Annotated in this window: 17 protein-coding genes and 2 tRNA genes; 9 read left to right on the plus strand and 10 right to left on the minus strand. The window is 68.8% G+C overall.

What is annotated here, in order from left to right:
* Window positions 1-10 precede the first annotated feature (10 nt).
* Both ACLJO0_RS03295 and ACLJO0_RS03300 read left to right on the plus strand, forming a co-directional pair.
* Entirely contained in the window at window positions 11-463 is a 453-nt protein-coding gene (locus ACLJO0_RS03295) for a nucleoside deaminase (RefSeq protein WP_396554762.1), read from the plus strand.
* 84 nt (window positions 464-547) lie between these two features.
* On the plus strand, window positions 548-754 hold the full coding sequence (locus ACLJO0_RS03300; RefSeq protein WP_093938135.1) for a CsbD family protein: 207 nt from the start codon (window positions 548-550) through the stop codon (window positions 752-754).
* Window positions 755-800: 46 nt separating this feature from the next.
* On the opposite strand, the gene ACLJO0_RS03305 is transcribed toward ACLJO0_RS03300, so the two are convergent.
* Both ACLJO0_RS03305 and ACLJO0_RS03310 read right to left on the minus strand, forming a co-directional pair.
* Window positions 801-888 (minus strand) — tRNA-Ser (locus ACLJO0_RS03305).
* Between the two features lie 42 nt (window positions 889-930).
* Window positions 931-1476 carry a DUF305 domain-containing protein gene (locus ACLJO0_RS03310; protein ID WP_410576487.1) on the minus strand — a complete coding sequence of 182 codons (546 nt, stop codon included), beginning with the start codon at window positions 1474-1476 and terminating at the stop codon, window positions 931-933.
* 94 nt (window positions 1477-1570) lie between these two features.
* Between ACLJO0_RS03310 and ACLJO0_RS03315 the strand changes: the two genes are divergently transcribed.
* A complete protein-coding gene (locus ACLJO0_RS03315) occupies window positions 1571-2029 on the plus strand; it encodes a limonene-1,2-epoxide hydrolase family protein (RefSeq protein ID WP_410576488.1) in 459 nt (152 codons plus the stop codon).
* A gap of 256 nt (window positions 2030-2285) precedes the next feature.
* Here the strand turns inward: ACLJO0_RS03315 and ACLJO0_RS03320 are convergent, their stop codons facing one another.
* Window positions 2286-2411: a hypothetical protein gene (locus ACLJO0_RS03320; RefSeq protein WP_410576489.1), complete on the minus strand. Its 126-nt coding sequence runs from the start codon at window positions 2409-2411 to the stop codon at window positions 2286-2288.
* A 125-nt stretch (window positions 2412-2536) separates the two neighbouring features.
* Window positions 2537-3865 (minus strand): BNR-4 repeat-containing protein, encoded by a 1329-nt coding sequence (locus ACLJO0_RS03325; protein WP_410576490.1) that lies wholly within the window; start codon window positions 3863-3865, stop codon window positions 2537-2539.
* Between the two features lie 182 nt (window positions 3866-4047).
* Between ACLJO0_RS03325 and ACLJO0_RS03330 the strand changes: the two genes are divergently transcribed.
* Window positions 4048-6525 carry an endonuclease/exonuclease/phosphatase family protein gene (locus ACLJO0_RS03330; protein ID WP_410576491.1) on the plus strand — a complete coding sequence of 826 codons (2478 nt, stop codon included), beginning with the start codon at window positions 4048-4050 and terminating at the stop codon, window positions 6523-6525.
* A gap of 64 nt (window positions 6526-6589) precedes the next feature.
* Here the strand turns inward: ACLJO0_RS03330 and ACLJO0_RS03335 are convergent, their stop codons facing one another.
* The 6 genes from ACLJO0_RS03335 to ACLJO0_RS03360 all read right to left on the minus strand — a co-directional run bounded on the left by ACLJO0_RS03335 (window position 6590) and on the right by ACLJO0_RS03360 (window position 11264).
* The gene (locus tag ACLJO0_RS03335) at window positions 6590-6961 is read right to left on the minus strand and encodes a hypothetical protein (RefSeq protein ID WP_410576492.1); all 372 of its coding nucleotides are present in this window, start codon (window positions 6959-6961) and stop codon (window positions 6590-6592) included.
* Window positions 6954-9695, minus strand: a complete 2742-nt coding sequence (locus ACLJO0_RS03340; RefSeq protein WP_410576493.1) for an FtsK/SpoIIIE domain-containing protein — start codon at window positions 9693-9695, stop codon at window positions 6954-6956. The genes ACLJO0_RS03335 and ACLJO0_RS03340 overlap by 8 nt, the downstream gene beginning before the upstream one ends.
* A gap of 15 nt (window positions 9696-9710) precedes the next feature.
* Window positions 9711-9956 (minus strand): hypothetical protein, encoded by a 246-nt coding sequence (locus ACLJO0_RS03345; protein WP_396554045.1) that lies wholly within the window; start codon window positions 9954-9956, stop codon window positions 9711-9713.
* A 3-nt stretch (window positions 9957-9959) separates the two neighbouring features.
* On the minus strand, window positions 9960-10220 hold the full coding sequence (locus tag ACLJO0_RS03350) for a hypothetical protein (RefSeq protein WP_005167132.1): 261 nt from the start codon (window positions 10218-10220) through the stop codon (window positions 9960-9962).
* Window positions 10221-10360: 140 nt separating this feature from the next.
* Window positions 10361-10445 (minus strand) — tRNA-Ser (locus ACLJO0_RS03355).
* A 72-nt stretch (window positions 10446-10517) separates the two neighbouring features.
* The gene (locus tag ACLJO0_RS03360; protein WP_410576494.1) at window positions 10518-11264 is read right to left on the minus strand and encodes a PP2C family protein-serine/threonine phosphatase; all 747 of its coding nucleotides are present in this window, start codon (window positions 11262-11264) and stop codon (window positions 10518-10520) included.
* 77 nt (window positions 11265-11341) lie between these two features.
* Between ACLJO0_RS03360 and ACLJO0_RS03365 the strand changes: the two genes are divergently transcribed.
* The 5 genes from ACLJO0_RS03365 to ACLJO0_RS03385 all read left to right on the plus strand — a co-directional run bounded on the left by ACLJO0_RS03365 (window position 11342) and on the right by ACLJO0_RS03385 (window position 20522).
* Window positions 11342-13003 carry an N-6 DNA methylase gene (locus ACLJO0_RS03365; RefSeq protein WP_410576495.1) on the plus strand — a complete coding sequence of 554 codons (1662 nt, stop codon included), beginning with the start codon at window positions 11342-11344 and terminating at the stop codon, window positions 13001-13003.
* A gap of 50 nt (window positions 13004-13053) precedes the next feature.
* On the plus strand, window positions 13054-13938 hold the full coding sequence (locus ACLJO0_RS03370) for a serine/threonine-protein kinase (protein ID WP_125784936.1): 885 nt from the start codon (window positions 13054-13056) through the stop codon (window positions 13936-13938).
* Between the two features lie 94 nt (window positions 13939-14032).
* Entirely contained in the window at window positions 14033-14674 is a 642-nt protein-coding gene (locus ACLJO0_RS03375) for a L,D-transpeptidase (RefSeq protein ID WP_125791053.1), read from the plus strand.
* Between the two features lie 281 nt (window positions 14675-14955).
* Window positions 14956-17613: a PQQ-dependent sugar dehydrogenase gene (locus ACLJO0_RS03380; RefSeq protein ID WP_410576496.1), complete on the plus strand. Its 2658-nt coding sequence runs from the start codon at window positions 14956-14958 to the stop codon at window positions 17611-17613.
* A gap of 86 nt (window positions 17614-17699) precedes the next feature.
* The gene (locus ACLJO0_RS03385; protein WP_410576497.1) at window positions 17700-20522 is read left to right on the plus strand and encodes a PQQ-dependent sugar dehydrogenase; all 2823 of its coding nucleotides are present in this window, start codon (window positions 17700-17702) and stop codon (window positions 20520-20522) included.
* Window positions 20523-20550 lie beyond the last annotated feature (28 nt).

Genomic DNA, 20550 nt, shown 5'->3' on the forward strand with positions numbered 1-20550 from the left:
CGCCGCCGACATCGCCGCCGTCCGGGCGGCGATCGGCGCGGCGCGAGGTGCGGGCGACGACGTGCCGATCGGCGCCGTCGTCCTCTCCCCGGACGGGACACCGCTCGCCTCGGCGCGCAACGCCCGCGAGGAACTCGGCGACCCGACGGCGCACGCGGAGATCCTCGCGCTGCGGGCCGCGTCCAAGCTCTACGGCGACGGCTGGCGGCTCGAAGGCTGCACGCTCGCCGTGACACTGGAGCCGTGCACGATGTGCGCCGGCGCCCTCGTGATGGCCCGGGTCGCGAAGGTCGTCTTCGGCGCATGGGAGCCCAAGACCGGGGCCGTGGGGTCGCTGTGGGACGTCGTCCGCGACCGTCGGCTCAGCCACCGCGCGGAAGTCGTCGGCGGCGTCCTGGAGGCCGAATGCGCGGCCCTGCTCGAAGACTTCTTCCACGGGCAACGGGGTAACCGCACCGGGTGACGGATGTGTCGGATCCGGCGACCCGGGTAACCCTGGGGCAGGCGGCCGCAAACGGCGGCCGCAGTCGAAGGAGGAACACCCGCCATGAGCGTTTTCGACAAGGCGAAGGACAAGGCCGAGCAGGCCATCGGCGCCGCCAAGGAGAAGCTCGGCGAGAAGACCGGCAACCAGGACCTCGCGAACTCGGGCCGGGCCGACCAGACCGAAGGCCAGGTCAAGGAGACCGGCCACGACCTGCGCGACCGCGCCGAGGGTGGCGTGCAGGACCTCAAGGACAAGTTCAACAAGTAGTCCGGACGCAGAAGAGCCGGTCTCCGTGGAGACCGGCTCTTCGCTGCGGTGGCGGTGGGATTTGAACCCACGGACGGGTATTAACCGTCACACGATTTCGAGTCGTGCTCCTTCGGCCGCTCGGACACGCCACCGCCGAGAACAATACCGGAGGGGCTTCCGGGGCCTTCAGGGGGTCAAGAAAGCTGCGCGGTGATCTCGTCGATCGCCGCCGTCTGGTTCTCGACGATCTCCTTGGCGAGCGCCTTGGTCTCGGCGTGCTGTCCCGACGACAGCACGGTTTTGGCCATCTCGACGCCGTTGCGCAGGTGTTCGGCCATCAGCGGGAGCCACGTCTTGTCGAACTCGGCGCCGGTCAGGTTCTGCAGTGAGGCGACCTGCCCGGCGGTGATCATCCCCGGCATCGTGTGCCCGGCGTGGCCAGCCGCGGGCAGCACGGCCGCGTTCCACGATTGCAGCCAGCCCGTCATCGTCTGGACCTCGGCCGACTCGGCCTTGACGATCTTGGCCGCGGTGGCCTTCACGTACTCGGACGCGGACCGTTCCGCGGCCAGGTTCGCGACCTGGATCGACTGCTGGTGATGCGGCACCATCTGCTGAGAGAAGGTGATGTCGGCCTGGTTGGCGCCCGGCGTCGCCGGTGCCGCGCCCGTGGCCGTCGAGCAGCCCGCGAGCACCCACACGACCAGCCCGAACAGTGCCATCGGCAGTCGCCGTCGCATCGATACCTCCGTAGTCAGGGGAAACCGGCCCCTCTCCTCCTGTGATACGGCTGTGACCTTCCGGTGGTTCAAAATCGGATTAGCCTTGGCAGGCATGACGGATCCGAAGACCGTGGTGACCGGTTTCCTTCAGGCCCTCGAAGAGCTCGACATCGATCGCGCGCTGGGCTTCGTCGCGATCGACATCGTCTATCAGAACGTCCCGCTGCCGCCTGCGCGTGGCCTTTCGGCGGTGGAGAAGCAGTTGCGCACCATGGCCCGCTACGGCAGCGGGTTCGAGGCGCGCACCCACCACATCGCCGCCGACGGCCCGATCGTGCTCACCGAGCGCACCGACGTCCTGCGCCGCGGTTCGTGGGAGGCCGAGTTCTGGGTATGCGGCACGTTCGAGGTGCGCGACGGCCGGATCGTGCTGTGGCGCGACTACTTCGACTGGACGACCTTCCTGGCCGCCAGCGCGAAGGGCGCGGGCAAGGCGGCGGTCGCCGGGGCGAAGTCGCTCATCGGGAAGTACAAGAGCAGGCAGGAACTCGCGAGCGGCAAGGACGGCTAGAGCCGACGCGAGTCACGCCTTACTTCACGACCAGCCGCTGAGGTCACACTCGTCCCACTACCGTCAGAGTAGGCAAGGAGGCCCTCACTGCCAGGAGAACGCGTACGCAGAAGCGGACACCGGCCCCACGCCACGACACGTTCAATAACCCTCTGGGTCCCCTCAAAGAGGCCGAAATGACACACCGCCGGTGTACGGGCTCCGTCCTCCCCCGACGGGTCCCGTGCACCGGCGGTGCGCCCCCAGTTCCCCCTGCTCACCCTCCCCGGTGAGCGTTCCGGCGGATTTCGCGCGAGCCGCCGCGCTTCAGGTCGCGAAGATCGACGATCAAGGCGAAGGCCAGCAGCGATCCGACGACCATGCCTGCGATGAGCAATCCCATCCGACACCCCCTCGGGTCCCGTGAGCGGGAGAATGTGTCCTCGCTCACGTGATCCAAGGTAGCGCCGGAAATGGCCGGATGTACCCGGACTTGAGGTTCATTTAAGGCAGGGAAACCCCAATGGGCTATTTGTGCGGGGTTCCCGCGACATAAACGTCACCGTCGGCCACGGAGACGTCACGCGCACTGGACGCGCCGGTCGCCAGAATGCGCGCGGGGTCGCGGAAACCGGTGATCATTTCCACGCGCTGGACCGGTTTCGGTGTGGTGATCACGGTTTCCGGCGTCCAGACGCGGCCGTTCTCCAGTAGGAACGTTTCGATGTTCGGTTGTCCGTCGCGGGTGGCGTAAACGCGCCAAGTGCCGCCATTGAGCTGTTCGATCTCGCGCAAACGGAGTCCGTTCGCGACTTCGCGCACTTCCCAGTTCCGGCCGTTCCACGCACCCGCGAAATCGCGCGGCGAACCCGCGGCGTCGAACTGGAACCACGTGACGAACGGTTTGCCGTCGCGTTGGGTGCCGACCTGAAGGATGTAATCCGGCGACTTGAGCCCGCCGGGGAGTTCGAGCGGGGTTTCCGCGACCTTGAGGTACCGCTCCTGCTCGGCGTCGTCGACCTGCGTGCCGAGGTCGCGGCCCGCCGCGGAGAAGAACCGCAGGGTGCGGACGTCGAACGACAGGTAGTAGACGTTGCGGTGGTAGACGTCGTGCTTGTGCTGTGCCGGCCCGCCGCCCGCGAGGGTGTAGACGAACTGGATCCGCCCGGCGGACGGCAGGTACCGCAGCTGCCCGACATAGACCTCGTCCATGTGGTCGGCCCTGCCCAGCGAGCCGAACGCCCACTGCTTTCCGGTCAGCTGAACGGAGTTCTTCCACGTCCGCCCGTTGTCGCGGGAGACGAGGTACTTCATCGGGCGGAAGTCCGTGTTCGCGCCCGGCGTGACCTGATTGGCCGTCTCGCGATAGAACAGGAACAGCGTGCCGTCGGTGGTCTTGACCGGCATCGGGTAGCTCGCCGCGTCACCCTCGGGGACCTCGGTGTCCGTCCAGGTGCCCTCGAGGGAATGGGCACGCGGCGCGCGGCTGATCACCGTCCTCGTGTTGTGCATGCCGCGGAAGATCAGCAGGTGCCCGTCGCCCGCCAGCAGCATCGTCGGGTAGTTGTGCGGATCGGATTCGCCGTCGGCGATCTTCTTCGGCGCGGTCCAGGCGCCGGTCCGGTGGTCGTAGGCCTGGACGTAGGTGTCCGCGGCCTTGCCGGACCACGAGATGAACGTCTTGCGCGCGACCGGGTCGAAGATCCCGCCCGCGTTCGGCCGCCGGTCGGTGCGGGACGCGACCGTGCTCGCCGGGGTCATCACCTCGAACGAGGTCTTCTCCGGTGGTTTGGCGGCCGCCTGGGGGACCGGGGTCACGAGACCTGCCGCGATGAGCACGCAAAGCAGTCTGCGCATGAGGACGCCTCCTGGTGTGACAGGCGGCGGAAGCCGATCATCTCACGCGAAACCAGCACTGGGAACTACGAAAGTGTGGGTCCGAACGGACCAGCGGTGACGAATCGTTGTCTTGCCGTCTTCCTCATTTCACTTGTCCGGGGGAGTATTCCTCGACCGATCTTGCGAAATGGGGACTCAGAGTGACCATATCCCGACGTGCCGCCCGGAGAAGGGCCCTGACCGTGGCCGTCGCCTCCGGGCTGGTCGTGAGCGGTGTATCCGCTCCGGCCGCGCTCGCCGCGCCCAGCGCCGACGCCGTGATCGCCGAGGTCTACGGCGGTGGCGGCAACTCGGGCGCCACGCTGACCAACGACTTCGTCGAACTCGCCAACCGCGGCGCGGCCGCCGTGAGCCTCGACGGCTTCAGCGTCCAGTACGCGCCAGCGTCGGGGAGCAGCTGGCAGGTCACGCCGCTGACCGGCGGTGTCGCGCCGGGCGCGCGGTACCTCGTGGCGCAGGCGAAGGGCGCGGGCGGCACCGTCGCGCTGCCGACGCCGGACGCCACCGGTTCGCTGGCCCTGTCCGCGAGCGCCGGCACCATCGCGCTCGTCCAGGGCACCACGGCGCTGACCTGCAAGACGGCCGCCGATTGCGCGGCCGACACCAGGATCAAGGACCTGGTCGGTTTCGGCTCGACAGCCACCATCCGTGAGGGCGCCGCGGCGCCCGCGCCGTCCAACACCGCGTCCGTCGCCAGGGGGACGACGCTCGCGGACACCGACGACAACGCCGCGGACTTCACCTCCGGGGCGCCCACCCCGACGAACGGCAAGGGCGAGACGCCGGGCGAGACCGGCCCGCCGCCGGTGACCGCCAAGATCCACGAGATCCAGGGCACCACCCGGATCTCGCCGTTCAAGGACCGCAAGGTCGCCGGGGTCACCGGTGTGGTCACCGCGATCCGGAGCTTCGGTTCGGCCCGCGGGTTCTGGCTCACCGACACCGCTCCCGACGCCGACCCGCGCACCAGCGAGGGCCTGTTCGTCTTCACCGGCTCGACCACCCCCGCCGTGACCGTCGGCGACGCGGTGACCGCCACCGGCACCGTCCGCGAGTTCTACCCGGACGCGCCCGCGACCTCGCCGTACCAGTCGCTCACCGAACTGACGAGTGCACAGTGGACGGTCGATTCGAGCGGAAACGCGTTGCCCGCGGCGACCGTCGTCACGCCGGACACGGTCCCGGACACCGTCGCCCCCGCGCCCGGCGGAAGCATCGAACCGTTGCCGCTGGAGCCGGCGACGTACTCGCTGGACTTCTGGGAGACGCACGAGAGCGAGATCGTCAGCGTCTCCGACGCGCGCGTCGTCGGCCCGACGTCGTCGTTCAACGAGCTTTACGTGACCACCAAACCGAAGCAGAACCCGAGCGTCCGCGGTGGCGCGGTGTACCTGGACTACGACCGGCTCAACACCGGCGTGCTCAAGGTCGCTTCGCTGATCCCGTTCGCCCAGCAGCCGTTCCCGAAGGTCAACACCGGCGACGTGCTCACCGGTGAGACCTCCGGCCCGGTCGAGTACAGCAACTTCGGCGGCTACACGCTGTTCGCGACGAAGGTCGGTGCCGCCAAGGACAACGGGTTGCAACGCGAGAGCACCCGCGCGCAGCGTGGCGGTGAGCTTTCGGTGGCCACCTACAACGTCGAGAACCTGTCCGCTTTGGACGGTGCGGAGAAGTTCGGCGAGCTGGCCAAGGCGATCGCCACCAACCTGGCGAAGCCGGACATCCTGAACCTGGAAGAGATCCAGGACAACAACGGCCCGGCGAACGACGGCACCGTCGCCGCCGATCAGACGTTGCAGAAGTTCGTCGACGCGATCGTCGCCGCCGGTGGACCGCGCTACGAATGGCGCCAGATCGACCCGGTGAACGGCAAGGACGGCGGCCAGCCGGGTGGCAACATCCGCGTCGGCTTCCTGTTCAACCCGGCCCGCGTGTCCTTTGTGGACCGCAAGGGCGGCGACGCGACCACCCCGGTCGACGTGGTCAAGGAACGCGGCAAGACCCACCTGACCGTCTCGCCCGGCCGCGTCGACCCCGCCAACGAAGCGTGGGAGGCCAGCCGCAAGCCGCTCGTCGGCGAGTTCGTCTTCCAGGGCCGGACCGTGTTCGTCATCGCGAACCACTTCAACTCCAAGGGCGGCGACCAGCCGACGCACGGCCGCAACCAGCCGCCGGTCCGGAGTTCCGAGGTGCAGCGCGTCAAGCAGGCGACCGTGCTCCGCGGTTTCGTCGACAAGCTGCTCGCGTCGGACAAGAACGCGAACATCGTGGTCGCCGGTGACATCAACGACTACCCGTTCTCGCCCGCGGTGCAGACGCTGACCGCCGGTGGCGCGCTGAAGGATCTCATCGCTTCGCTGCCCGAGAACGAGCGGTACAGCTACGTTTTCGAGGGCCAGTCGCAGGTGCTGGACCACATCCTGGCGTCGAAGGCGCCGCGCGGGCTCGACTACGACGTCGTCCACCTGAACGCGGAGTTCGCGAAGCAGGCCAGCGACCACGACCCGCAGGTGCTGCGATTCCGGCCGAGCGCCGGCAACCCGGTCCTGGACGCGTTCCACGACCTGGCGGACTACCTGGAGCGCGTCTTCGGTCCTTACCTGCCGAAGCCCTGATCCGCCCGCAATCAGTCACCTACTTGCGTCGGTGTATCTCGCAAGTAGGTGACTGATTGCGTGGTCAGGAGCGTTTCGCGCGCCAGCCCAGGGAAAGTACGGCCTGCACGAGTTCCTGGTAGCTCGGCTTGACCTCTTCCAGGTACTTCTCCAGGTAGCTGGGCCGCGCGTTCGGGACCGGCCTCGGGTCCTCGTCGTCGGGCAGCCACGAGAGGCCTTCGACGTTGTGCTGCGCCATTCTCCACCAGCGGGTGCACCGGTCGACGGCGCGCTGCTCGCGTTCGGCGGCGTCCGCGACGGCCTGGTGCGCCTCGGCGAGCCGGGCCTCCAGTTCGTCCGCGCGCCCGATCTCCCAGTTGCGGAGGTTATCCGCCGAGGTGCGCGCGCGGCCGACGATCTCCTTGTACCGCATGGCCGCGGTGATGCCGTCATCCATCGAGAAGCCCTTCCGGACGCTGGAACGGGATGATCACCTCAGGGGCGCCGTGGGTGGTGCGGTCGAAGAACAGCGCCCGGCCCGCCCGCGGCGACCAGTGCACGACCTGTCCCGCGGCGAACGGCGACAGATCGTTGCCCTGGACGTCCAATGCCGCCCAGGTGCCGATGTCGTCGGTGCCGGCGAAACCGAGGGTGTCCTTCAGCCGGGCGACGCTGCGCCACCAGCCGATGGTGTGGACGCCGTGTGTCGGACCCTGCTTCAGCAGCACCCGCAGCTGATCCAAACCGCTCTTGAGCTGACCGGGCGCCTTCGCCTCCAGCGCGGGGATCGAGGCGTCGACGCCGTACAGCAGCAGCACCTGTGCTTTGTCCAAAGAGGACAGATTATCCGCGATATCGATTACCCGGGCGGGCAAATCGTCGACCAGGGTCGCCTTGTGTCCCTCCGCGCGCAGTCGCTCGGCCAGCTCGGCCACCGCGGGGACGGAGGCTTCGATGGGACACGAGAGCACGAACTCCACCGACTCGTAACGGTACTGGCGGGCCAGCGATCGAGCGGCGGAGTCCATGATGGACAGTGCCTCCGCCGTGGCCGCGCCGAGGACGGCGACGTTCCGGCCCGGTGCTTTCGGCAGGTCCACCCCGCAAGCGGCCTCGTCGACGTCGATGGACTGGCCGAGCAGCGCACGCGGTTTGTCCGTCGGTTTCAGCTCGGTGAACGCCGGGAACTGTTCCAGCACCGGGGAATGCGCGCCGTCGAACAGTCGCGGCCGCTTGAACGACTCCGAGTACTGTTCCCAAAGCCGTTGCTGCAGCTTGTTGAAGACGTCCTTGCTGCTCGCGTCCGGCACGTGGGCGAGCTGATTCCCGTGTGCCACACCGGAATCGTGGTTGATCACCGCATGCCACTTCGGCGCCGAGACCGCCGCGTTGTTGGTCTCGGACAGCACGCGCCGCGCCTTCGGCATCGCGATCCGCAGCGTGCACTGCTCGAACACCGCCGGTTTGCCCCAGAAGGCCTCGATCCCGGCGACGTCCTGGCTCGCCAGCACCAGGTGGATGCCCTGGGACCGGCCTCGCCGCGCGATGTCCTCCAGCAGCTGGGTCGCGGTCGCCGTCACGCCGTCGCGACCGGCGAACAGGTACTGGAATTCGTCGATGACGGCGACGATCCGCGGCCAGTGCCCGCCGGGGTCCTGTTCGCGCAGGTCCGCGAGGTTGGTGACCTCGTGCAGTTTCGCCGCGGCGGACCGGCGGCGCAGCTCGTCGGCGAGGAACCGCAGCAGCGCCAGGCCGAACTCGCGGTCGGTGTTGACGTTGACCCCGATGAGTTTGGCGTGCGGCAGCCAGCTGGCGTCCCGCCGCCCCGGCGCGAGCCCCGCGAACGACACGCCTTCCTTGAAGTCCAGCAGGTACAGCGCGAGTTCGTCCGGCGAGTACCGCGCCGCGAGGCTGCCGAGCAGCGAGTACAGGAAGTTCGTCTTCCCCGAACCGCTCGGCCCGCCGATGAGCACGTGCGGGCTGGCGTCACCGATGACGACCTCCACCGGCTCGCCCTCGAAGAACCCGACGGGCGCCCGGAGTTCCCGCGCCGAACTCTCCTTGCCCAGTTCGGTGGGCAGCAGGTCGGCGAACGCGCGCGGCCCGCCCTGTTTGGCGATCAGCGCCTCGGCGATCCGCCCGGCGGCCCGGATGACCTGCCCGGACGGCATCGGCGGGTCGAGGTCGACGATCAGGTCGGGGCCGGTCATGCTGCTCGTCGCGTGCCGGTCGTCGTGCAGGCTCAGCGATTCGACCGACGTCGACAGCATGGTCGGCACGTCGATCAGGATCAGGCAGATCCCGGCCGCGAGCGCCCCGGTGGCGACACGTTTCAGTTCGCGGGCACGCTCCGGTTCGAGGGTCTCGCCGTTGCCGTAGAGCACCGCGACGCGGAACGGTTCGACGCGCTGGCCGCTCGCCCGCCGGATCTCCCGCAGCGACGTGTGCCCCGCCTGCATCCCGGTCGCGTGGATGCGGCGGATGTGCCCGGCCAGCTCGTCGAGGAGGTCTTCGAGCCGTCCGGGGTCGTACAGGGTGAGCGCGCTCGTGCGGCTCAGCGGATACAGGTCGGGCAGGATCGCGGTCAGCTGGCCGACGTCCCACAGGTGGACGCGCACCGCGCCGGGTTCGAACGTGCTCAGGATCCGCATCAGCAGGTTCTGCACGATGCCGTCCACCGCGGCCCGGGTCTTCGGTGCCGACGTGATGGACAGATGCGACTCGTCGAGCAGCGGCAGCGCGACGTCGAACGTGCGCGGGACATCCCGGCCCGGCACGGTCGCCGAACCGATGCGCCACAGCCCCGGCGCGGTGATGCCGGGATTCCCGCCGACGCGGCCGAGCCAGTTGCCCGGCTCCCGGCTCGCGGGGCCCGGCGCGTTGTTCGCGACGAGTTCGCGCAGCTCGTTCGGGCCCGCTTCCCAGTCCGCGTAGAACTGGCCTCGCACAGTGCCGAGCAGGCCGAACACCTCGTTCGCGGCGGGGTGCCGCGACCATTCGGTGTACTGCTCCGAGGTGGAGTTGTTCATCCCCACCCGGACTATGTGCTGTTCCAGTTGGAGTTTGGCCAGTTCCGCTTCGGCGGACTGGCGGGCGCCGGCGGCGGCGCCGAGGACGAGCCCGATCTGGTGCCGGACCCGCTCCAGCGCCGTAACGACGCGATTGCGCTGTTCACTCGCTTTGCTGCCCATACCGGCTCGCCGATCTCAGAGGCGTGATTGGTAACCGCTGACCAGGTCGTCAGCGGCGGAAAGGCGCGTCAGGAGGTTTTCGATCCCCTCGTCGGCCTGCGCCAGCTGCGACGGCACCCATGGAACGGCTTGGGCCTGTGGTTCCACAAGAGCGCGCCTGGATTCTTCGAGCAGGCTTCTGGCCCGCTCGGCATGGGCACGTCCGTCGGCGAGGCCGGATTGGACGGCCGTCAGCAGCTGGTGCAGTTCTTCGAGGTACATGCGCTAGAGGCGGGTCGAGTAGGACTCGGCCGACGAAATGCCCGCCTGGATGGTGCTCTGCATACCGGTGATGCCCTGCAGGGCCTCGGCGAGTAGCCCGTGCGCCTGGCTCACCTCGTGCTGGGTGCTGCCCTGGGTGGCCTGGGAAAGCGAAAGCTGTGCTTCTTCGAGAGACTGCGCTGCCTGCTGAAGTGCGGCGATGCTCGCGGATGCCTTCTCGTTCGCGAGCGCGATACCAGCGCGGATCTCTTCGACTCCGGCCATTTTGGCGGACTCCTTGGGACGTCGGGGGCTGGAACGACCACCAATAAACTTAGCGTGATCAACTGACTCTGTTAAGTGAAGGTCCTGCTAACTAATCAACAAGGCCCCGGACGTCGGAACGTCCGGGGCCTTGCTGACGGCGGAGGATACAGGATTCGAACCTGCGAGGGCGTGAACCCAACACGCTTTCCAAGCGTGCGCCTTAGGCCGCTCGGCCAATCCTCCGTGGGGAACTTTACCGGATGCCCTTTCGGCCCCGCGAAGGCGGGTCTGACCTGCGTTCGCGGCTTCTCGGGCTCAGGCGGGCGCGGGGGCGAGAACGTCGGCGACGACGCAGGTGATGTTGTCCGGTCCGCCGCCTTCGTTGGCCAGGTCGATCAGCCTCGGGACGGTCTCGGCGGGATCTTGGAAGGCGCCGAGGACGTCCTTGATAACGGTTTCGACAACCGTTGCCGTTAACCCGTCCGAGCACAGCAGGAGACGGTCTCCGGGGGCGGCGTCGAAGGCCCAGATGTCCGCTTCGCCGCTTCCGGTGCTCAGGAGCGCCTTCATCAACAGCGAGCCGCGAGGGTGCCCTTCGACCTCCGACGGGTCGATGCGGCCGTCGTCCGCGAGCGCCTGCGCGAGGGTGTGATCGCGCGTGAAGCGCTGAAGCGTTCCTTCGCGGAGGAGATATCCCTTGGAGTCGCCGATGTGGGCGGCCGTGAAGTGCGAGCCGTCGAACAGCAACGCCGTCAGGGTGGTGCCCATGCCCCGCGTCTCGGGCTCCTGCTCGGCCGTCGCGGCGAGCCGGTCGTCGATGGTGCGCAGGCCGCCGGAGAGCACCTCGGCCAGGTCGACTTCCGCGAGGTCGAAACCGTGGAGGTCCGCGTCGAGCCGGGACAGGACGCCGACCGCCTCGGCACTGGCCACCTCGCCGTGCGGCTGGCCGCCGATACCGTCGGCGACGGCCAGCATCCTGGCGCTGGCGTAGACCGAGTCCTGGTTGACCTGGCGGCGTCGCCCGACGTCCGAGCCGGCCGCGTACCGAAGGGTGTACCTCATGGACCCCAGTAAAGCAGCTGTGTACTGAGTTCACAAACAAAGGGCTGGAATGCTCAGCTGTCGGTTACGATGCGCCGATGGAGGAGCAAGCCACCGTCAGCGCGGCGGACATCGCGCGGATCGCCGGCGTCGGCCGCGCCGCGGTGAGCAACTGGCGTCGACGTTACGGAGATTTTCCGCCGCCCGTCGGCGGGACGGCGTCGAGCCCCCTCTTTTCCCTTGTCCACGTCGAACACTGGCTGCGTGAGCGCGGCAAACCGGTCGAGATCTCGCTCGGGGACCGGATCTGGCAGCGGCTGCGGAACCTCGGCGACGACCTGGCACTCGGCGACCGGGTCGGCAGGGTGGGCGCCTACCTGTCGCGGCGCGGTGTCCGCGAATGGACCTTCTCGCCCCGTTACGACGATGTCGAGCTGTTCGAACTGGTGGATCGCTTCGCCGACGAGCAGGGCGCGCGGGAGGCCTTCGAGTTCCTGTGCGAGCGCTACGTCGAGGCGCACTCCCGCCGGCTGTCCGTCACCCCCGAGCCGGTGGCCGCGCTGATGGCCGGCCTCATCGGTCCCGAACCCGGCGTCGTGCTCGACCCCGCGTGCGGGCTCGGGACCCTGCTGCTCGCCTCCGGCGGGACCCGGCTGCTCGGCCAGGTCGACGATCCGGCGACCTCGTGCATCGCCGCGCATCGGCTGCTGCTCGCGGGGGCCGACATGGAGATGTACGGCGCGGACGCGCTGTCGATGGACTCCTACGAAGGGGTTCTCGCGGACGCCGTCGTCTGCGATCCGCCGTTCAACGAACGCGAATGGGGCTACGACGACCTCGTCGGCGACCCGCGGTGGAAGTACGGCCAGCCGCCGCGAGGCGAACCGGAACTGGCGTGGGTCCAGCACTGTCTCGCGCATGTGAAGCCCGGCGGGCTGGTCGCGATCCGCATGCCGCCCGCCGCCGCCGGACGCCGTACCGGACGGCGGATCCGCGGGAACCTGTTGCGAGCCGGGGCTTTGCGGGCGGTGGTGACCGTCGCCGGAGCGGATCTCTGGCTGTTGCGGCGCCCGGAACCCGGGGAGCGGCCGCCGTCCCGGCTGCTCCTGTCGGCCGATCCGTCCACTGTGGAGGAACAGTGGCGGGACCATCTGCGCGGCGCCGAGGTGCCGGGCGCGGTCCGGATCATCGACCTGCTCGACGAGGAGATCGACCTTTCCCCGGCACGGCATCAGGCACGGGACGAACACGCGGGTGAGGCGTTCCTGGAAGTCCGGAGGCGGTTCGACGGGATCCGGCCGGAACTGCCGTCGCTGGCGGTTTCCGACGAGAAGCCGGCGTTCACCACGATCGGCGAGCTGCTGAAGTCCGGCGTGCTCATCGTGCCGGAATCGGTGGAAGAGGGCGATGTCGTCGCGTCACCCGCCGTACCAGCGTATGTCCACAGTGGAGAGATGGTCCCAGCGGATCCGACGATGTCCAAGTACCGCACCGATCCCGAACGGCTGGACGCCGCGTTCCTCGCAGGCTGCCTGCGCGCGGCAGGGCAGGTCGCACCGACCTCGTCGACCAGGATCGACCTCAAGCGCACCCGGATCCCGCGCCTGCCCATCGAGACACAGCGGTCCTACGGGGCGGCGTTCACCCGGCTCGCCGCCTTCGAGGCCGCCCTGCGCGAGGCGGCGGAATCGGGCCTGGAGCTGGTGCGGCTAGGCTTGGCCGGGCTCACCGAAGGACAGCTCGAGCCGGAGAATGGATAGGTGTTGGAAGCGGAGCTTCTCCGTTGAGGGTGGCGGTGGGGGGGACGAGGTTGCTGATCGCCGATCGCTACGAACTCGACGAGCTGCCGCTCGGCCGGGGTGGGATGGGCGCGGTCTACGCGGGCCACGACCGGCATCTCGGCCGCCGCGTGGCGGTGAAGTTCCTCGGGCTCCCCGGCGGTCCGGACGCCGAACTCGAGCAGCGGTTCATCCGCGAGGCGCGGATCCTCGCGACCCTGGAACACGCGGGCGCGCCGACGCTGTACGACTTCGGCACCTACGACGAGCGGCTGTACCAGGTCATGCAGTTCATCGAGGGTGTGACCGTCGCCGATCTCGCCGCCGAACACGGGCCGCTGCCGGTGCCGTGGGCGGCCGCGATCGCGGCGCAGGCCTGTGCCGTGTTGTCCGCCGCGCACGCGCTTTCCATCTGCCACCGCGATCTCAAGCCCACCAACCTGATGTTGTGTCCCGACGGCAGCGTGAAGGTGCTCGACTTCGGGCTCGCGATGCTGCGCGAGACCGACGTCGCCCAGTTCACCCGTGCCGGGCAGATCCTGGGAACCCCCGCGTACATGGCGCCCGAGCAGATCCAGCGCGGGATCGCCGGGCCGCGCAGCGATCTGTACGCGCTGGGCTGCGTCCTGCACGAAATGCTGACCGGCAGGCAGCTCTTCACCGGCCCGACGGCGTACGCGGTCTTCGAGAAGCAGGTCAAGGAGAGCCCGGCCGAAGTGGACGGTGTCCCGGATGGACTGCGGGTGCTGCTCGCGGATCTCCTGGAGAAGGACCCGGAACGGCGTCCGTCCGACGCGGACGAACTGTTCGGGCGGCTGGCCGTGTTCGCACGGGACCTGCCGCCGCTGCCCGGATATCTGGACGAAGGCGCCAATCCGGGCCGGATGTACGCGCGGGTCGTCGGCCGCGTGCCCTGAGACGCGATCGTGACCTTCCGATCAACAACCCCGGACGGGTGACCTCCGTCTTTACCCATGTCAGCAGGACTACGGGCAAACGGGGGTACGGGTCGTGAAGAAGTTCCTGGTGGGGGTGAGCGCACTGGCCACGGCGCTGGTGCTGACCGCGTGTTCCGGCAACGCCGGCGGCAGCGCGCCCGGTGGCGGCGCCGTCGCGCAGGGCGGCCCGGTGGGCGGGACCACGACCACGTCGGCGCCTGCCACGTCTTCGCCGACGCCGACGCCTACGCCCAGTAGCTCCAGCTCCAAGCCGAAGCCGACGTCCTCGAAGCCCAAGCCGACGCCGAAGCCCACGCCGAAACCGGCGGCCAAGCCCGCCGCCAACGCCGCCGCCGTCCCCTGCAAGGCCGCGCTGGCCTCGCCGGGCGTGAGCGCCTGCGTCGACCTTTCCGCGTTGAAGACGTGGCTGCTGCAGGACGGCAAGGTCATCTACGGCCCCGTCAAGCAGCTGCCCGGCAAGAAGGGCCACGCCACGCCGACCGGGGTCTTCCACGTTTCGGCCAAGGTCAAGAACTACCACTCGAAGCAGTTCGACGCGCCGATGCCGAACTCGGTGTTCTTCCTGCCGGGCATCGCGTTCCACACCGGCAGCCTCTCGGTGTACTCGCACGGCTGCATCCACCTGTCCGCGGCGGCCTCGCAGAAGTACTTCACGACTTTGCAGAACGGCGACATGGTGCAGGTCGTGGCCTGACGAGCGGCTCCGCGCCCAAGTACATGAAGGCCCCCTTCCTTGCGCCTAGGTACAGGAAGGGGGCCTTCATGTACTTGGGTGGGGCGTGTCCCGAAACCCGGCCCCGGCCTCTCCACCCGATACGACACTTTCGGCCCGGTAACCCGAATCGCCACTCACGACCACGGTGAGGCAGCGTTCTCGTGTGGATCATTGCGGTTCGGTTGCTTCGGCACGGATTCCGCAATGACCCGGCCTTTCCCGGCGACGTGCCATGACACGCCGGAAATGGGGAAGCGCCGATGAAGCCGAGCCGGGCACTCACTCGCATACTCGTGGCCTTGTCGGTTGCCATCCTGCTTCTCCCGGGGTGGGTGGGCGCTCCGGAAGCGAGCGCGGCGCCCACCCTGCCGTCCGGCTTCGTGTTGCGTGATCAGCCGAGTGGACAGGCCGCGTTCGACCTGACCGATTTCGCTTATCTGCCGGACGGTTCGGTGCTCAGCATCGGCAAGAGCGGCAAGGTCGCCTGGATGCCCGTGACCGGCCCGGCGCGGACGGTCGCGACCCTTCCCGTCCACGACAACGGGGATCTCGGCCTCGTCGGTCTCGCCGTCGCCCCGGATTTCGCCACCTCGCGCCGGATCTACCTCGCGTGGTCGTTCGACACGGGCGGCGGCGCGTTCACCATGCGGGTGGCGCGCTGGACGGTGACCGGCGCGGACATCCCCACCGGCCTCGCGAACGAACGAGTGCTCGTCGACCTTCCCGGGTTCCACAACGTCCACGGAGTCTCGGGGCTCGTCGCCGCATCGGACGGGACGTTGTGGATCTCCATCGGTGACGCCGCCGACTTCACCAGGATGGATCCGGGCGCGTTGCGCGCACTCGACCTCGATCAGCTGTACGGCAAGATCCTGCACGTCACACCGGATGGCGCCGGCGTGCCCGGCAACCCCTATTACTCCGCCGCGGCGCCGAATTCGAATCGCTCCAAGGTGTTCTCCAGCGGTTACCGCAGCCCGTTCCGCTTCTCCCTCGACCCGCGGCTCGGCCTGCCGGTCGTGGGCGATGTCGGCTGGAACACCTGGGAAGAGGTCGACGTCGTGCGGCCGGGTGCGAACCACGGCTGGCCTTGCTGGGAAGGGAATTCGCCGACGCCCGGGTACGCCGGCCTCGCCGGTTGCGCGGGTGTGGTCAACACGCCGCCGATCACCGCGTACCACCACGGTTCCGGGGCCGACGAAGGGAACAGTGTCACCGCCGGGATCGTCTACAGTGGATCGTCCTATCCGGACGAATACCGCGGCGCCTTCTTCTTCGGCGACTACGTCACGCAGAAGATCTGGACGATGACGTACGACAGCCAGGGCAGGCTCGTCCAGGCACCGCAACGGCCGCCGAAGTTCACCGGTGTCGGCGGTCCGGTCAAGTTCGCGGCCGCGGCCAACGGCGACATCGTGTACGCCGACATCCACACCGGGAACCTGCGGCGGCTCAGCTATCCGGGGACGAACGCGGAACCGGTCGCGGTGGCGGCGTCGAGCACCGAGCCGTCGACGAGGACGGTGACCTTCGACGGCGCCGGGTCCTACGACTTCGACGGCGACCCGCTGACCTACCACTGGGATTTCGGCGACGGTACGAGCCAGACCGGGGTCCGGGTGACCCACGCCTACGGTGCCGGAATGACGAGCGCGAGCGCGCGGCTCACCGTCACCGACCGGCTCGGCGGCTCCGGCGGCACCGATGTCGTCGTGGTGCCGGGAAACCATTCGCCGGATCCGGTGATGACGGATCCCGGCGCGCGGACCTTCGCGGTCGGGGAACCGGTCGTCGTCGGGGTGACGGCGACCGACGCCGAGGACGGCGCGCTGCCGGTCGCCTGGACCACGCTGATCCGGCACTGCCCGGAGGAGGCGACCTGTCACGCGCATCCCGGTTCACCGGGCGGCGGACCGGATTTCACCGTGCCCTTCACCGATCACCAGGACTCCCGCGTCGAGATCACCGCGACGGTGACCGACAGTGCCGGGGTGGCGGCGAGCAGGACCTACGTCGCCCTGCCGCGTGAGCATCGGCTGACGCTGACCGGCAGTGTTCCCGCGGCGTTGAGCATCCCGGCCGAGGGCGGGGTCAGCACGGCGATGGTGACCGAGGGATCGACGTTCGAGGTGGTGGCGGAGGAGATCGCCGCGGACGGCGTATCGACGTTCGTGAACTGGTCCGACGGGAGGACGTCGCGCACGGTGACCGTCACCGTTCCGGCGCACGACCTGACCATGACCGCGAACTACCTCACCCCGATCGACAAGCGCTACCAGGCGGAACCCGCGCTGCGGCAACGGCTCGGCGCGCCGACCGGGCCCGAGACCACCGACGGGACCGTGCGCTACCGGGCGTACGCGGGCGGCAGGCTCTACTGGAGCGCTGAGACCGGCGTGAAGCAGATCGAAGGCGAGATCCTCAAGAAGTACCTCGCGCTCGGCGGGCACCGGAAGTTCGGTCCGCCCGCGACGGACGAGACCGGCACTCCGGACGGCGTCGGCCGGTACAACCACTTCCCGAACTGGCCGGGCACGGCGCAGTCCTCGATCTACTGGACGCCGTCGGCCGGCGCGCATCCGGTGTACGGGCGGATCCGGGTCAAATGGGCCGCGCTCGGCTGGGAGAGGGGACCGCTCGGCTACCCGGCGACGGACGAGCTCCCGACCCCCGACGGCGTCGGCCGGTACAACCACTTCACGAAGGCGGGCTCGGTCTACTGGACGATGGCCACCGACGCGCACGCGATCTACGGGGCGATCCGGCAGCGCTGGGCCGCGCTCGGCTGGGAGCGGTCGTACCTGCGCTACCCGGCGACGGACGAGTTCGGCATCCCCATCGGACGGCAGAACAGCTTCCAAGGCGGCTACGTCACGTGGAACCGGAGCACAGGGCAGGTGATCGATCGAAGGTGGTGATCACAATTCGATAAAGGCACTCGAAAGTGTGAAATGCCCACCTGGGCCCCGTCGATGAGACGTTCGACTGGGGAAGGGGCCCTTGCATGCCTTCGAAATTCCGCGCGCTCTGTCACGCCGTCGTGACGTTGCTGATAGTGACCTTGCTGGTGCCGCTGACGTCGACCTCCGCGTCCGCCGCACCCGTTATGCCGCCCGGCTTCGTCCTGCGTGACCAGCAGAGCGGGCAGGCTCCATACGACCTGACCGACTTCGCCTACCTGCCCGACGGCTCGATGCTGACCACCGGAAAGCAGGGCAACGTCGCCTGGGTGTCCACCACCGGACAGACGCAGAGCATCGCGACCCTGCCCGTTCGCAGCACCGGCGACCTCGGGCTGGTCGGCATCGCGATCGCACCCGACTACGCCACCTCCCGCGCGATCTACACGGCCCGCGCGGTCGACGTCGCCGGCGGCGGGATCGCCCTGCGCGCCTCGCGCTGGACCGTCTCCGGCACCGACCGGCCGACCGGGCTGACCGGGGAGAAGGTGCTCATCGAGGGCGCCGCCAACACCGACATCCACGGCATCACCGGTGTCGTGGCCGCCCCCGACGGCACGGTGTGGGTCTCGACCGGCGACAGCTCCCGCTTCCAGGGCGCGGCCGACCCGTTCGCGCTCAACGTGTACGACCTCGACAAGATCTTCGGCAAGATCTTCCACATCACCTCGGACGGCGCAGGCGTGCCGGACAACCCCTACTACACCGCGGCGAACCCGACCTCGCTGCGCTCCAAGGTGTTCGCGAGCGGCTTCCGCAGCCCGTTCCGGTTCAGCCTCGACGCCAGCACCGGCCTGCCGGTGGTCGGCGACGTCGGCTGGGGCACCTGGGAAGAGATCAACTTCGTCCAGAAGGGCGCGAACCACGGCTGGCCGTGTTTCGAGGGCAACCAGCCCTCCGACGGTTTCTCCGCGATGCCGCAGTGCGCCTCGGCCGTGAACACCCCGCCGATGCTGGCGATCCGCCACGGGCAGGGCGTCGACAACGGCAACAGCATCACCGCCGGCATTGTCTACAATGGAGAGTCGTACCCGGAGGAATACCGGGGCGCGTACTTCTTCGGTGACTACGCCACCCAGAAGCTCTGGACGGCCAAGTACGACACGCAGGGCCGCGTCGTCCGCCCGCAGGAGACGCCGCCGAAGTTCACCGGTATCGGTGGTCCGGTCAAGTTCCTGGCCGCCGCCAACGGCGACATCGTGTACGCCGACATCTACACCGGCCTGCTGCGACGGCTGAGCTACACCACCGGGAACAAGGCGCCCGTCGCGGTGGCCACTTCGGAGACGAACCCCGAAACCCGCACGGTCTCCTTCGACGGCAGCGGTTCCTACGACTTCGACAACGACCCGCTGACCTACCAGTGGGACTTCGGTGACGGCACGACCGGTACCGGCGCGAAGGTCAGCCACACCTACGCGGCCGGGACCGAGAAGTTCACCGCGAAACTGACGGTGAAGGACGGCCTGCAGGCCTCCGGGAGCACGGACATCGCCGTGGCGCCCGGAAACCACTCGCCGAAGCTCGTCATGACCGACCCCGGTGACCGCCTGTTCGCGGTCGGCGAGGAGGTCAAGGTCGGCGCGACCATCACCGACACCGAAGACGGCGCCCTCCCGGTCACCTGGACCACGCTGGTCCGGCACTGCCCGGAGAACGCGGTCTGCCACGCGCATCCCGACCGCGGCGGCACCGGCCCCGAGTTCACCATGCCGTTCACCGATCACACGGACTCCAACCTGGAGTTCACCGCGACGGCGACCGACAGCGCCGGCGTCACGGTCTCGAAGACCTACGTCGCGAAGCCGCGCGAGCACCGGCTGACCCTGACCAGCAACGTCGCCGCGGCGCTCGGCATCACGCCGGAAGGCGGCGCCACCTCGGCGATGGTGGTCGAAGGCGCGACCGTCGAGATCCAGGCGGCCGAGGTCGCTTCCGACGGTTCGTCGACCTTCACCGGCTGGTCCAACGGGGCCACCGGGCGGCTGACGAACATCACCATGGGCACCGTCGACCAGACGATCACGGCGAACTACATCACGCCGATCGACAAGCGCTACCGCGACGAACCCGCGCTGGCGCAACGACTGGGCGCGCCGACCGCACCCGAAGCCGTCGACGGCACGGTCCGCTTCCGCACCTACGAGCGCGGGCGGCTGTACTGGTCGAAGGAGACGGGCGTCAAGCAGATCGAAGGCGAGATCCTCAAGAAGTACCTCGCCGCCGGTGGGCATGTGAAGTTCGGCCCGCCCGCCACCGACGAACAGGCCACTCCGGACGGTGTCGCCCGGTACAACCACTTCCCGGTCTGGCCCGGCGTTCTGCAGTCGTCGATCTACTACACCGTGAACACCGGGGCCCACCCGATCTACGGCAGGATCCGGCAGAAGTGGGCGTCGCTCGACTGGGAGCGGGGACCGCTGGGTTACCCGAGCACCGACGAGGCGGGCACTCCGGACGGACTCGGCCGCTACAACCACTTCAGCAAGGCCGGTTCGATCTACTACACCGTCCAGACGGACGCGAGGGCGATCCACGGCCGGATCCGCGTCCGCTGGGCGGCGCTCGGCTGGGAATCCGGGCCCATGGGATACCCCACCACGGACGAGGCGGCGACCCCGGACGGCGTCGGCCGGTACACCCACTTCACCAAGGCCGGTTCCATCTACTGGTCGATGGCGACCGACGCGCACGGCGTGTGGGGCGAGATCCGCAAACGCTGGGCGGCGCTCGGCTGGGAACGTTCTTACCTGCGTTACCCGACCAGCGACGAACTCGTCGTCACCGGCGGAAGGCAGAACAACTTCCAGGGCGGCTACGTGTTCTGGAACGCCTCCAACGGTTCGGTGACCGACCGTCCCTGGTAGGCACTGATCACGCGTGAAGGCCCCCTTC

The sequence above is a fragment of the Amycolatopsis sp. lyj-108 genome, assembly GCF_046549005.1.
In the GTDB taxonomy this organism is placed as follows: domain Bacteria; phylum Actinomycetota; class Actinomycetes; order Mycobacteriales; family Pseudonocardiaceae; genus Amycolatopsis.